The 14,785-nt window shown below is 48.9% G+C and carries 8 protein-coding genes and 1 pseudogene; 1 reads left to right on the top strand and 8 read right to left on the bottom strand.

Going from position 1 to position 14,785, the window contains the following annotated elements:
* The 3 genes and pseudogenes from ACRCZA_RS05105 to ACRCZA_RS05095 form a co-directional block, all read right to left on the bottom strand.
* Positions 1-318 (bottom strand): annotated as a pseudogene (locus ACRCZA_RS05105) (GGDEF domain-containing protein); the annotation flags it as partial.
* 336 nt (positions 319-654) lie between these two features.
* A complete protein-coding gene (gene hemE / locus ACRCZA_RS05100; RefSeq protein WP_438673386.1) occupies positions 655-1,719 on the bottom strand; it encodes a uroporphyrinogen decarboxylase in 1,065 nt (354 codons plus the stop codon).
* Between the two features lie 412 nt (positions 1,720-2,131).
* Positions 2,132-2,275 (bottom strand): hypothetical protein, encoded by a 144-nt coding sequence (locus ACRCZA_RS05095; RefSeq protein ID WP_438673385.1) that lies wholly within the window; start codon positions 2,273-2,275, stop codon positions 2,132-2,134.
* Here ACRCZA_RS05095 and rsd point away from each other — a divergent pair.
* A complete protein-coding gene (gene rsd, locus ACRCZA_RS05090) occupies positions 2,274-2,765 on the top strand; it encodes a sigma D regulator (RefSeq protein ID WP_438673384.1) in 492 nt (163 codons plus the stop codon). The two genes, ACRCZA_RS05095 and rsd, sit on opposite strands and share 2 nt — an antisense overlap.
* Before the next feature lie 145 nt (positions 2,766-2,910).
* On the opposite strand, the gene ACRCZA_RS05085 is transcribed toward rsd, so the two are convergent.
* From ACRCZA_RS05085 to ACRCZA_RS05065, 5 genes are all read right to left on the bottom strand, one after another.
* Positions 2,911-4,953 (bottom strand): M13 family metallopeptidase, encoded by a 2,043-nt coding sequence (locus ACRCZA_RS05085; RefSeq protein ID WP_438673383.1) that lies wholly within the window; start codon positions 4,951-4,953, stop codon positions 2,911-2,913.
* Between the two features lie 190 nt (positions 4,954-5,143).
* Positions 5,144-7,357: a patatin-like phospholipase family protein gene (locus tag ACRCZA_RS05080; protein WP_438673382.1), complete on the bottom strand. Its 2,214-nt coding sequence runs from the start codon at positions 7,355-7,357 to the stop codon at positions 5,144-5,146.
* Between the two features lie 387 nt (positions 7,358-7,744).
* Positions 7,745-12,214, bottom strand: coding sequence for an EAL domain-containing protein (locus tag ACRCZA_RS05075; protein WP_438673381.1), 4,470 nt, complete (start codon positions 12,212-12,214; stop codon positions 7,745-7,747).
* A gap of 238 nt (positions 12,215-12,452) precedes the next feature.
* On the bottom strand, positions 12,453-13,880 hold the full coding sequence (gene lpdA / locus ACRCZA_RS05070; RefSeq protein ID WP_438673380.1) for a dihydrolipoyl dehydrogenase: 1,428 nt from the start codon (positions 13,878-13,880) through the stop codon (positions 12,453-12,455).
* A 149-nt stretch (positions 13,881-14,029) separates the two neighbouring features.
* The coding region (locus ACRCZA_RS05065; protein ID WP_438673379.1) for a 2-oxo acid dehydrogenase subunit E2 at positions 14,030-14,785 on the bottom strand (756 nt) is incomplete at its 5' end.

Here is a 14,785-nt window from a genome sequence, read left to right as displayed (position 1 = left end):
GGTTAACTGGCCGGCGCGCAGGTGATATCCGCTCAAATTGACGACATCGGCATAATCGCGCCAGGAGGATTCGAAGGCGTTGGGAGGAGGGGATGCCAATTGCGACAATGGCAGGGCATAAATTTGAGTAAGAAAAGTTAAACGATCTGCATCACGTTGAAACTGCTGGCGAATATTAGCAAGTTCCCTTTGGCTACTTTCTTGTTGGAGTAGGGTAACGCGATGCTCATACCAATAACTCAGGCCATAGGTGACGAGCACCACCGCAGGAAGACAAAAGCCCGCAATAAAAACCAGTATTTTCTTGCCAATGTGCATCTATCACCACGGCTTATCGTAACTAAATTGACGAACGGCGTCGCATCATCCCTCAGTGCGCCGTGCAACATAGCTTATTTACTCATGTTATTAAATATCACTTAGCGTTATCCGTTGCTAAATTAATCAATAGCATGCATTTAATCATTGTTAACACCTTTGATTTAACGCAGTAATTGTCGATCTATTTGGTAAAAATCTCGCGATCATCCACATTCTATGCGCAAAATCACGCTATCCACCTGTTCAGCGCATCTTTACGCCAATAAAAACGCACAAAAAAACGGACCCTAAGGTCCGTTCATCCAAATTGCCGCTGTCATTGCTGCCGTAATACTACTTATGATACTGCTTAGACTGCGCGTGCACCGCCTTAATAAAGGCACCGGCATGCTCTGGATCGACATGTTGGTGAATACCATGGCCTAAGTTAAATACGTGGCCTGTACCTTCGCCATATCCCGCAAGGATTTGACCCACTTCCTCTTCAATGCGCGGGATAGGTGCATATAACATGGATGGATCCATATTGCCTTGTAACGCCACTTTATGGCCTACACGGCGACGGGCATCGGCGATATCGACAGTCCAGTCGAGTCCTAACGCATCGCAACCGGTTTCAGCCATGGCTTCTAACCATAAACCACCACCCTTAGTGAATAAGGTCACAGGCACTTGGCGGCCATCGGCAAAGCGGGTTAAGCCATCCACAATTTTTTGCATATAACGCAATGAAAACTCACGGTAAGCCGTATGCGATAACGCGCCACCCCAAGAGTCAAAAATCATTAACGATTGTGCACCGTTAGCTACCTGCGCGTTCAAATATAAGATCACAGAATCCGCTAACTTATCGAGCAACATATGCAATGCCGCAGGCTCGGCGTAGGCCATTTTTTTGATTTTTTCGAAGGTTTTGCTCGACCCGCCTTCCACCATATAAGTGGCCAGCGTCCAAGGCGAACCGGAGAAGCCGATTAATGGTACTTGGCCATTCAATTCACGGCGAATCGTGCTAACCGCCTTCATCACATAACCCAGCTCATCCTCTGGATCAGGAATGGATAATTTTTTAATCGCATCGAGGGTATCAGTTGGGCGCGCAAAACGTGGGCCTTCACCCGCCTCAAAATACAGACCTAACCCCATAGCATCGGGCACGGTCAGAATGTCGGAAAATAAAATTGCCGCATCCAGTTCATAACGGCGCAATGGCTGCAGCGTCACTTCACAGGCCAACTCGTGGTTTTTGCACAAAGACATAAAATCACCCGCTTGAGCGCGCGTGGCTTTATATTCAGGAAGATAACGGCCTGCTTGACGCATCATCCATACTGGCGTCATATCGACAGGTTGCTTTAGTAGCGCGCGTAAATAACGATCATTTTTTAATTCTGCCATTGGGCTTGATTCCTAGACTTGTTGAGATCCGCTGGGGCGGTAGTTTAGCAGTTAGGTGAATAATGTAACCTTTATGTACCTATTAATGTGAGCCAATCCCCATCATTGCTTTCCATTAGGTTAATTCCACCCTAAAACGCTAACAAGAGAAGATACGGTTTAATATTCAAACGATAAGTCACACTAGGACAGAAAAAAGTTGCACCAGTTCCACGCCTTTGATATAAAAAGTCTGCGCTAGCAAGAACAATCAAGAAGCTCGTCGCATCGAGCCTGCTACAACCATTACTCGCCCAACGATAGGAGACTATCGTTGGGCTTTTTATTGACCTATTGGGCAGAGTTCACTGGCCATCAACTTGTGACGCCAGCATAGCGAGCACCACTCATCCGCTAAAAGCCATCACGCCCTCTATTTTAGCGCCATCGGTGCGCCGCCAGCACGAACTCTTACCGCGCTCACCGGTAGCCATTCCCCCACAAAAAAGAGTTGATCAAAAGCGGGTTTGTCCCCTACATTAGCAATATGTGCTAGCACTTTAATGGAATGCATCATGCTGAGAAAACTTGAAAAAGCAGAACAAAAGTGGGGCGGGTCAAATAAGCTTATAGATCAATGGCTAGACAATCGTCGCAACCTGTTAGTGCATTACTGCCAAATTGCTGGCCTGCCGCCCTATAGTAAACCTGAAAACCATAAATCAGAAAAAGCCCTGCCCTCCTTTGAGCAAATTAAGTCTTTTTGCGATCTGTTAGTCGATTATGTCTCTGAGGGGCATTTTGAGGTGTATGATCAGGTGGTCAGCGCCTGCGAAAAGGTTGGCGAATCCAGCAAAGCCTTGGCCCAACAAGTGTTACCTAAAATTACTCCCACGACCCATGTGGCCCTCGATTTTAACGATAAATATGCCGAGGCGCAGGACGAACGAGTGTTGTATCAGCTCGATGACGATCTGAGCCAATTGGCCCAAGCGATGGAAAGCCGCTTTGAGCTTGAGGATAAACTGCTCGAGGCCCTGCATCAGCAATATGCTGAGCGCCCTTAAAGTGTCATTGCAATAAGCGGCGCAGCCGCCGTTTACAGCGTCACCGTCAATGACAAAGGCGCTCCATACGCCCTATCCCCCCATACAAAGGCGCCCCACACAAAGGGGGCGCCTTAATTTTTATCGAGGGTTCATCAAGGGTTTATTACCAGATTTTCACCCGCTCATCGGGGGCGAGGTACATCTTATCGTGCTGTTGCACCTCAAAGGCGCGGTAAAATGCCTCGATATTACGGGGCGTGCCCATCGCGCGAAAATGGCTCGGCGAGTGCGGATCGGTCAGTAAGCGACGGCTCAATTCTTCATCGCGATAATTACGACGCCACACCTGCGACCACCCCATAAAGAAGCGCTGCTCACCGGTTAAGCCATCAATGACCGGGGCGCTCTTACCCTGCAAACTCATCAGATAAGAGCGAGCTGCCACCGTTAAGCCCCCTAAATCACCGATATTTTCGCCTAAGGTAAATTCACCATTCACAAACTTGCCGGGCAAGGCCTCATACTTAGAGTATTGCGCCGCTAATTGCTGGCCACGTTTTTGGAACTCTTCCCGATCTTTATCTGACCACCAATCGCGCAGGTTGCCATCGCCGTCGTATTTAGCGCCTTGATCATCAAAACCATGGCTGATCTCATGGCCTATCACCGCCCCAATCGCGCCGTAGTTCACCGCATCATCGGCATCCATGTTAAAGAATGGCGGTTGTAAGATCGCCGCGGGGAACACAATTTCGTTTTTCACCGGGCTGTAATAGGCGTTGACGGTTTGTGGCGTCATCCCCCATTCAGTGCGATCAATAGGCTTACCGAGCTTATCTATCATCCCTTGATATTCAAAGCGGGCGTATCGCATATAGTTACCGACTAAGTCATCGGCTTTGATCTCAAGGCCAGAATAATCCTTCCATTTATCGGGATAGCCGATTTTATAGGTAAATTTTGCCAGTTTTTCCTGAGCGGCCAGCTTGGTTGCCGGGGTCATCCATTCGAGTTCGTTAATGCTGACTTCAAAACCTTTGATCAGATTGTTGATCATGGTTTCCATCCGCGCCTTGGCTTCAGGTTTGAAGTGCTGCTTGACATACTCTTCGCCCACCAACTCACCAATCACTTGATCGGCGCCATCCACGGCTTTTTTCCAGCGCGGCTCCTGCGCCTCAATGCCCATTAAGGTTTTACCCTTAAAGGCAAAGTTCACGTCGACAAACTTTTGGCTCAATAACTCGGCATAACTATCCACTAAATGGAAAGCTAAATAATCCTGCCACGCAGCAACGGGGAAACGCGTAAATTGTTCGCCCAGTTGCTCAAGGTAGGAGGGTTGACGCACAATCACGGCGCTGACTTTATCCCCAAGCCCGGCACTGGCGGCAAAGGCATTAAAGTCAAAGGCGCCCATTAAGTGTTGCAACTGCTCACGGTCAAGTTTGTTATAGGCCTTATTGGCATCGCGCGATGCCACGCGGCTCCACTGGCCTTGGGCGAGCATCAGTTCAATGTCCGCCACATGTTTGGCCGCACGCTTAGCATCCTGATATCCGGCCTCGGTGAGGATATCGGTCACATATTGCGCCATGGCTTGGCGCGTCGCGACAAACTTGGGGTCGTCCTTCAGGTAATAGTCCCTATCGGGCAGGGTTAATCCCGATTGACTGAGATAAACCGCATATTGGCTGGAGTTTTTGGCATCATTGTTGACAAAAAAGCCAAAGGGAATGCCGGAGCCATTGACCAATAATTTGCCCATGAGGGCGGGTAACTCATGGTGACTTTTCACGCTGGCGATATCGCTAAGCAAGGGCGTCAGTGGGCTGACGCCGAGGTTTTCAAGCAGCGTGGTATTCATAAAGCTGGCATTAAAATCGCCGATTTTCTGTGTATTTGAACCGGGGGCCGCCTGAGTGCTTGCGGCAGCGTCATCGATAATTTTTTTCAACGCCGCTTGGCTTTGATCGTAGAGGACTGAAAACGCACCGTAATTTGATTTGTCGGCGGGAATGGGCGTATTGGCAAGCCATTTGCCGTTAACGCTGTAATAAAAATCATCCTGATGGCGCACGGAGGCATCAAAATTTTGCAATTCAATCCCAGAGACTGCGGCGACCTTGGTTGTTGGCTCGGAGCTGCAAGCGGCTAAGCCTAAACTTAAGGCGATACCTAGCGCTAATGTACTTATCTTTTTCATTATTTCCTCAGCTTAGGTTAATTTGATGCTCATTTTTCGGTGAAAACCTTACCATTTTGCCCAGTCATGCTGTAGCGGGATTTTGTAAAAGGTTATGACGCCAAGGCGACGGGCCTCATGCGTTATGCCCGCAAAAACAACAAGGGCATCTATTTGATGCCCTTGTGATAATCTGACTCAACCTCGCCAATTAGAACGCTTTACCTAAAAATAAGTATAACGACTTATCACCCATATCGGTGATCCCAAAGCCGAGGGCAGCGGGGCCTAAACTCGTATCGGTGCCCACATACAGGCTTGAGGCGTAAATCAAATCGGTTAGCGAAACATCGGCCTGCTCATACCACACATTGCCGGCCTCGACACTCCAACCTAAGTAAAGCGGGTAATCGGTCATCCCTAAGGCATCGCGGCCCAAGTCATATTGATAAATAAAAGCCCCAAATACTTTGTGGGCGCCCATTATCGAATCTTTATGGAAGCCTGAGAGGTTCAAAAACCCGCCTAACTCCGACAAATGTAAGGTATTAAGGCCGTCACTATTATTGGTCGCCAAGGAGGCTTTGCCCACAAAGGCGTGGTTCCCAACACTCAGCGCCCCCTTCCAATCCGCCTCGATCTGCACGCTGTAATCCTCCGCTTTTAGGACCACATCCTTAAAATCTTCATTACGAACATACACATTTAAAGTTACCCGATTACCCGACGTCGGGAAATTGATGCTATCGAGGCTGTCATAACCCACTTTAAAGTAACCACCGTAGGACTTAAAATCAAAATCCTGACTGAGCCAAGCCTCGTTACTGATCTGCCCTTTTTCAAGCACAAAGCCTAATTCCATCATTGCCTGCGGCATGGGGTGATAGCCTATACCAAGCTCTACTGTATTGTTTTTCTTGTCAAAAACGATGGCGCTATTATTATCGTCATACAAATTCCAATTATTAATATCGTATTGATAACGAGCCCGGCTATAAAAGACTTGATCGCGATCTAAGGGTTGATAAAACTCGGTAGCAAAGCGTTTATCAAAGCCAAGCTTAACCTCATTACGCCACTCGCCCCCATTGAAGGTAAGATCCGTCATGGTGTAGGCCATATCAACACTCATCACTGAGTCTGCGCTAAAATCATCCTCCCAATTAAATCCCAGTTGGAAGTAATTAGGCCCCCACGATTTGGCTTTGGTAGTGATGGTGAGTATCCGCCCCGCCTCGCCATCGCTAAATTCAGCATCCACTCGCTCAAATTTATTAAGGGAATAAATACGTTGTAATGCGGCGTTCAGCTCGTCTTTCGTCACGCCTTGCCCCGCCTTGAGGTTCAAGGTTTCTTTGAGCAGATTCAGGCTCACCTTAGAATGGTTATCGAACACAATGTCTGCGATGGGCTGGCGAATGGCCGCAACCAGCTGCTTAGCCTTGTGCGCTTTGGCTTGAGTGTATGCCTCGTATACCTCGGGCGTGACCGTTAACTGAGTCAACTTGACCAATTGATTTTGAGCGGCCTCTTTGCCGAGGATCAGCGCGCGCGGCATGATCGTAAAATCCGTGGTGCTCAGCGCATTGATCGCAGGGCGGATCAGGATATCGTTTTCGCTAAGGAGGCGCTTTTGCTGCTCTGTGCTGGCGGTGGTCAAAAAATTCGAGAGCTGATCGAGCACTGCAATGGTGCTATCGAGTTTGTCTTTCGTCACGAGGGGAGAGCCAATGTCTACGGCAATAATAATGTCCGCCCCCATCGCCTTCACGACATCCACGGGCATATTATTGGCAATCCCACCATCAACCAATAACTTGCCATCAATCAGCGCGGGTTGTAAGGCCCCCGGCACAGTGGCCGAGGCCTGCATCGCCTTAACAATACTGCCACGGGCGAGCACTACCGGAGCACTGGTTTCAAGATCGGTCGCCACCGCGCGGTAAGGGATAGCTAATGCATCAAAATCCCCAAATTGTTGGACTAAATCGGTGGATTGGCGTAATAACTCGGACATCGTCTGCCCACGCAGCAGGCCACTTGGCAGGCGCACCTCACCTTGGTTATAGCCGACATTGATTGGGATATTGTAACGATCGCGCAGCTGTTTATCTCGGTAACTCAAGGCATTACGCGCGATGGTGTCGGAATAACCACTCCCCCAATCCGTCCCCATCATGATGGCTTCAACCTCTGCGGCGCTATAACCAAGGGAATACATCCCAGCGACATAAGCGCCAATACTGGTCCCGGCAATGTAATCCACCGGGATCCGATGCTCCTCCAATACTTTTAACACTCCCACATGGGCGGCACCTTTGGCGCCCCCGCCGCTCAGCACCACCCCAATTTTGGGGCGCTCGGCTGCCAGCACTGGCGTCAAACACACGGATAAACACAACACTGCAAAAAATCGACGCATCATAATGAGCTACTTGGTTTTATTGTTAAAAAATGCAAATACTTGGCGATATCATCGCCAATACTAACAAACCTAGGGGAGCCAAGGTCAGTCATATTTATTCGAGCGCTTTCACAAATCAGCCCTAGGCGACACTCCACAATCCGTCTGTCGCCCCCGCAATAGGCCTGTCCACAATAGGCACGACCACAATCAGTCCGCCACCTTATCACAATGGCTAGACAATAACGGCAACGCGGCGATTGCGGGGCGAAAGAATCCGGGTAACAAGGGAGCGTCAACTCAGTCTGATACTGCTGGATCAAACATGCCGCCGGATGGCTGGGGCAGGCTTTTAGCAACTGGCATTGCACCGCAGCCCTGTTAACGACCAGAGATGCAGCTCAGCCACTACAAGGTTAACTCATGACTTTCCTCGAGCAGCAAGTAACGTTCAGCATCCCTCACTGACATCGGCGCGGCAAAATAATATCCTTGGATAAGGTAGCAGCCGCGGCTAAATACTTGCTCCAATTGCTCTAAGGTTTCCACCCCTTCGGCAACCACCGTCAATTTAAGGTTACGGGCCAACTCAATAATACTGCTGACAATCGCCTGATCGGCGGGGTTAGTGGCAATATCAATCAAGAAAGAACGATCGATTTTAAGGCTGTTGACCTGAAAATGTCGCAAATAGGCCAAGGATGAATATCCAGTACCAAAGTCATCTATCGCCACCTCAACGCCTAAAGCTTTTAATTGCTCCAAATGGCTTTGGGCAAATTGCAATTCTTTCATCAGTACGCCTTCGGTGATCTCTAATCCAAGGGCCGAGGGAAGCATCCCGGTCTGCGCTAAAATCTGTTGAACCCCTTCAATAAAATCAGGTTGACGGAAATGCATGGCAGAGATATTCACGGCAATTTTAAAGGGCTCTACACGGTTTTTCAGCCACTTGCTGCCCTGCAAGCAAGCTTGACGTAATACAAAACGATCGATATCAACAATCAGACCGCAGGACTCTGCCAGCTTAATAAACAGATCTGGGCTAATAAAACCTTCTTTAGGATGGCGCCAGCGCAGCAAGGCCTCCATCCCAACCAATTTATCATCCCGCAAGATATTCACCTGAGGCTGATAATAAACCTCAAATTCCTGCCGCTCTATCGCTTTACGCAGATCCGCCTCAAGGTGCAAATGATATAAGGCTTGGGCATTACGCTCGTGGGAATAATATTTAACATTGCCGCGGCCCTCTTCTTTGGCGTGGTACATGGCTAAATCGGCATTTTTAATAAAAGCCTCGGGCTGCAGTGCATCATCCGGCCATAAACTGATGCCAATGCTGGTCGAAATATAAAACTCCCGGCCAAATAATCGAAATGGCGCGATAATCTGCTCCAGCACTTTCTCAGCTAAATGATTGATATCGTCTAAATTATTGGCGTGATGTAACAGAATGACAAACTCATCGCCGCCAAAACGGCACAGGAGATCGTCAGCACTTAAGCAAGATTGCAGCCGTCTGGCGGCCTCCACCAGCAAGGCGTCACCCATGCCATGTCCGTAGGAGTCGTTAACATGCTTAAAGCGATCCAGATCGAGAAACAATAGCGCAAGCTTATCCTCGCTTTGCTGCGCTGCGGCTATCGACTGTAATAACTTTTGATTAAATAACGCGCGATTGGGCAGGCCAGTTAACAGATCAAAATTGGCGATGCGCCGCAGTTCGGCTTCGGTTTTTTTGCGCTCCGTCATATCAGAAAACACCACCACATAGTGGCTTAACTGTTCATTGGTGGTGTTCATAAGCGACACATTGAGCCACACCGGACAGCGCTTACCATCATGCGCCAACAATTCCCGCTCACCCGTCCAAGACTGGGCTTGGTTGAGCAACTGTGCAATCTCGGTCGCTAAACCGCCCTCCATTTGCACAAATTGCGAGAAGGATTGGCCTACCAACTGAGAAGCGTCAGCGCCAATAATCTGCTGCGCGGCATGATTGGCGACCTTAATCCGCTCATCGGCAGCTAAAATCAATACGCCTTCTGAAGTATTTTCAAAGGCTTGTGCCAATAAATCCACCTCATCTTCCAGTTGCCGCTGCAACGTGATATCACTGTAAATCCCTGCCACGCGCTCAATCTCATGGGTGTGCTTATGGCGAGCAACCGGGCGGCCGCGCACCCTGAGCCAACCCCAGTCGCTGTCTTCGCGGCGATAGCGATACTCCACCTCAAAGCGGTCAAGCTCCCCCGAAATCATGCTGCGCCACTGGTTAATCACTCTTTCTTTATCCTGTGGGTGTATTGGCAGTTGATGCAAAGGCACAATGATTTCCGTCGTATGCCGCCCTAACACCGAGCCACGGTTATCTAAGTGCAGCATCTGGGTCTCTTTATGCCATTCCCACAGATCCGACTCACTGCCCCGCAGCGATTGCCTCAGCCGATCATCACTGTCGGTTAGGGCTTGGTTCATCTTGCGCATCATGATAATTTGCCGATGCCGATACCAGGCAAAACTTAAAGCCATCAAGGAGAGCAGCAACAACAGCGCAATTTTAAAGCCTTGAGACGTCCACCAGTGCTGCTTGACCGTAAACGGATATAAGAAGGGCTGCTCAGACCACACTCCATTCACCTGGCTTAACACGTCCAGCTGATATTCTCCGGCGGCTAAACCCGCCAAGGTAATTTGCGACTCCCCCTGCAGTAAAACGTAATTATCGAGCTCACCGCCACTGCGTAACCGGTATTTCAATTGGATGGGGGCATCATCAAGATAATCTAAATTGGTCATCTGAAAGCTGACCATATTCGCATTCGGTTGTATGACCAGATGAGGTTGCGGCAACAATGACACTTCGGTCGCCTCATCGTAATACACCGAGACCGACTCTAACTTAATCGCAATATTAGTTAACCGATTCGCTAATGCTTGGGCATCTAAGCGCATCACCCCATCGGGGGTGCCCACATAAAAATGTTGATTGCCGCCAAAAAAATACGCGCCTTCATTCAACTCATCAGAAATAAACCCATCTTTTTGATCAAAGACTTGAATGCGGCCACTCTTCACATCCTGACGGATCAGCGAGCCAGCGCAGCCAATAAAATTGGCCTCGACTGTTTTTTGTAAAAATAAAATCGCACTGCAATTAACGCCCCATTGCTGGGTCAAGGAGGTTAATTTATCCTGCGCAAGAGAATAGGCAAACAAGCCTCTTTCGTAGGTGCCAAACCACATCTCACCGGGTGACATCTCTTGGATATGATTGATATTAGGCAGGGTCGCGAAGGTCTTAAATACCGAACGCATATCCTTAAACTGCCAGTTATCATCAAAATAGCCGAATATTTTTTCGCCGCTGATCCAAAATTTGCCATCCGTCGCTCGATACACCTTAAAAATCAATGGATAGCTTTTATTGGAAGATTGCATACCCCATTTTTCTAAATCAAATAACTGTGGTTCTGCTAGGTGGGCTTCCCAAAAATATAAGCCGCTGCTAGTGATAATCCACAGCCGCCCAGTGATATGGGGATCAAAATAGGCGTTTAATATCACTTTGTTAGCGAGAATGTCCTTGCCTTTGGTCCACTGGGCAAAGCCGATGCCTTGGTGTTTTTCGGTGTCCACCACAAAGAGCCCTGAGCTGGTAAACACCAATAAATGCCTTTCATCCCATTTTTTAATATCGTAGACATTGGTCGCAGGCTTTAATCCGTCGATAGGGATAACGATAGTTTTATGGCTGTGATGGGGGATCAATGTAAGCAACGAGGAGCCTAACCAGAGTCCTTGCTGATCCTCATAAATAGTCCACGTCATCGGATCCTCAAGTCGATAAGGCGGCTCAGCGCTATAGCTATCTAACAAAAAATCCGCCTTGGGCACGAGCAATGCGACACCATCACCATAGCCGCCCACCCACAGCAATCCCGTGGAGTCAAAAACCATCGCCTTGGGCTTTTCGATATTCGCCTCGGCCTTAAGCTCGGCTTGATAGTCAATAAGCTCACCGGTGTCGGGGTGCCATTTTTTCAACCCGTGATTATTGCTAAACCATAAATACCCCTTGGGGTCCTCTAGGATCATCGTGTTCCATTCCGGCACTTCTGGCACGGCATGAATGGCATTATTCGACAAATCCAGCCGATATACGCTCATATTGGTGGCAATCCAAATACGCTGCTGACTGTCTAGCAGCACATCCGAAATACTGCCCTGCTGCACAGTCCAAGGGAGCGTCAGCTGCGTTTCCCCGGCCATGTTAGTTAACACTAACTTGTACTTACCGGCGAGCAGCAGCCGCCCATCGGCTAGCGCAATCACCTTGCGCCAAGGGTTATCGTCATGAAAAGGTAACTGTTTAATTAACTTTAGTGACTGATTCTCAAGGGTAAATTCATACACCCGGCCGTTAGACATCAGCAGCAGCCATTGCTGGTCATTTTTGCGGCTAACGGACACTAAGGTGCCATTCTGAAACTCAGGAAACAGCTCCGGCGAGCCAAATGGGGTAAATTGATTGGTCAGAAAATTGTAAAGATAAATGCTTGAATTGGTGCTGACTAACAAATGATCACGGTCAACATTCGCCACTAAATTAAAAAAGTCATCCTCAAGACGCCCTTCTGCGCCAATTTTATCGATACGGCGCACTTTTGCATTGCTGACACGATACAAGCCCTGCTCTGTAGCCACCCACACAAAACCATAATCATCAACCGCTAAACTGCGCACACTGGTGCCAGCCAGCCCCTCTTTATCGGTAAAGACACGCTGCACTACTGAGGTTGCGTGAGCCGCAGGCAGGTTTACCCCCAAGAGGAGAGCAACGATACACAGGATATTGAGGATGGGTGTCCACATTGGGAATATTGCTTTTATTTCAAATACACGGGCACAGAATACCCAGCATCCGCACCGCGAACAACCCCTTGATGGCAACAAAAAGTTCACACGGTGTAAATATTAACAACAAAAAAGCGCTCTGATGAGCGCTTTTATTATTCAACCGGTTAAGTCGCAGCCTTAAACTTGGGACCTGTGGTGCATTAACCTAAGGCAGCCCTTAAGCCGCCAACCCCAAGGTATCTCTGCGACTCAATTAGCGTTTTTTTGCCTTAGGATTAGGCAAATCGGTAATCGAACCTTCGTAGATTTCAGCCGCTAAGCCGACTGACTCATGCAATGTAGGGTGCGCATGGATAGTTAATGCGAGATCTTCAGCATCACAACCCATTTCAATCGCTAAGCCGATTTCGCCTAACAGTTCGCCGCCGTTCACCCCGACAATCGCCCCACCAATCACCCGATGAGTCTCTTTATCAAAAATCAGCTTCGTCATGCCCTCAGCGCAATCAGAGGCGATAGCGCGGCCACTGGCAGCCCATGGGAAAGTCGCGGTTTCGTAAACAATACCTTGCTCTTTGGCTTCTTTCTCGGTTAAGCCAACCCAAGCCACTTCAGGGTCAGTGTAAGCAATTGATGGGATCACTTTTGGATCGAAGTAGTGCTTCATCCCTGCGATCACTTCGGCGGCAACATGGCCTTCGTGCACACCTTTGTGCGCCAGCATAGGTTGACCAACAATGTCGCCAATCGCGTAAATGTGCGGTACGTTAGTGCGTAATTGCTTGTCTACGTTGATAAAACCACGTTCGTCAATCTTAACACCCGCTTTATCAGCATCGATCAGCTTACCATTCGGGGTACGGCCGATTGCCACTAACACGGCATCGTAACGTACTGGCTCTGCTGGCGCGCTCTTACCTTCCATCGACACATAAATACCGTCTTCACGGGCGTCAACGGCGGTAACTTTTGTTTCGAGGATAAGGTTAAACTTCTTCTTGATCTGCTTGGTAAAGACGCGAACCACGTCTTTGTCAGCCGCCGGGATCACTTGGTCGAACATTTCAACCACGTCGATTTCACTGCCAAGAGATGAGTACACAGTGCCCATTTCTAAACCGATGATACCGCCGCCCATCACCAATAACTTGCCAGGAACTTCTTTAAGTTCGAGGGCATCGGTCGAATCCCAAATACGCGGATCTTCATGGGGGATAAAGGGCAGTTGGATCGGGCGAGAGCCCGCCGCGATAATCGCCTGCTCAAATTGCACGACGGTCACGCTGCCATCAGCAGCCGTCACTTCTAAGCTATTCGGACCGGTGAATTTACCAAACCCATTGACCACTTCGACTTTACGCATTTTGGACATGCCACCTAGGCCGCCGGTCAATTGGCTGATCACTTTCTGTTTAAAACTGCGTAACTTATCTAAATCGATGGTGGGCTCGCCAAACACCACGCCATGCGCCGCAACCGCTTTGGCTTCTTCAATCACTTTGGCCACGTGTAATAAGGCTTTAGATGGGATACAACCCACGTTAAGACACACGCCACCTAAGGTGCTAAAACGCTCAACAATCACAGTGTTAAGACCTAAGTCCGCCGCACGGAAAGCCGCAGAATAGCCCGCAGGACCCGCCCCTAATACCACTACCTGAGTTTTGATTTCGTTACTCATCTTTTCCTCTTATTCTTATTCAATCCATTGGCTAAGACCAAGCCTGCCAACTGAAAATGCACCAGCGCGTAAGGTGGGCGCATTTTAACCTGTGTTTGATGTTGATCACAATAAACAAAAGGCTGCCCAAGATGAGCAGCCTTTAATACTTACAGCACCAATGTACGAATATCCGACAAAATGCCTGACAGCGTCACACTAAAGCGCGCCGCCATGGCACCGTCGATCACTCGGTGATCGTAGGATAGCGACAATGGCAACATCAATTTAGGTTCGAACTCTTTACCATTCCACTTGGGCTTAATTTCAGATTTTGACACACCTAAAATCGCCACATCGGGGTAGTTCACGATAGGCGTAAACGCCGTACCGCCAATGCCACCTAAGCTAGAAATGGTAAAACAGCTGCCCTGCATCTCGGCTGATTTCAGTTTGCCATCACGGGCACGGATAGAAATATCCGCCAGCTCGCGGGATAACTCGATAATGCCTTTTTTATCCACATCACGCACCACGGGCACCACCAAACCGTTTGGCGTATCGACCGCCACACCGATATGGAAATACTTCTTCTGGATCAGTGCTTCGCCATCGCTACTTAAGCTGGAATTAAACACCGGATACATCTGCAGTGTTTTGGCCACGGCCTTCATCATAAACACTAACGGTGTGATCTTATAATCCGCTTTTTGCTTGGCCGCGACATCATTTTGCTGTTTGCGGAACGCTTCAAGCTCAGTGATATCGGCTTCATCAAACTGCGTCACATGGGGGATAGTCACCCAGTTGCGATGCAAATTCGGGCCAGAGATCTTCTGGATCCGGCTTAACGGGATTTCTTCCACTTCGCCAAACTTACTGAAATCGACCTTAGGTGCCGCAATCACTTGCAGCCCACCGCCCGC

The organism is Shewanella sp., assembly GCF_051658185.1.
In the GTDB taxonomy this organism is placed as follows: domain Bacteria; phylum Pseudomonadota; class Gammaproteobacteria; order Enterobacterales; family Shewanellaceae; genus Shewanella.
The sequence above is the reverse complement of the archived record's forward strand: the minus strand, read 5'-3'. Positions and strand labels throughout refer to the sequence as shown.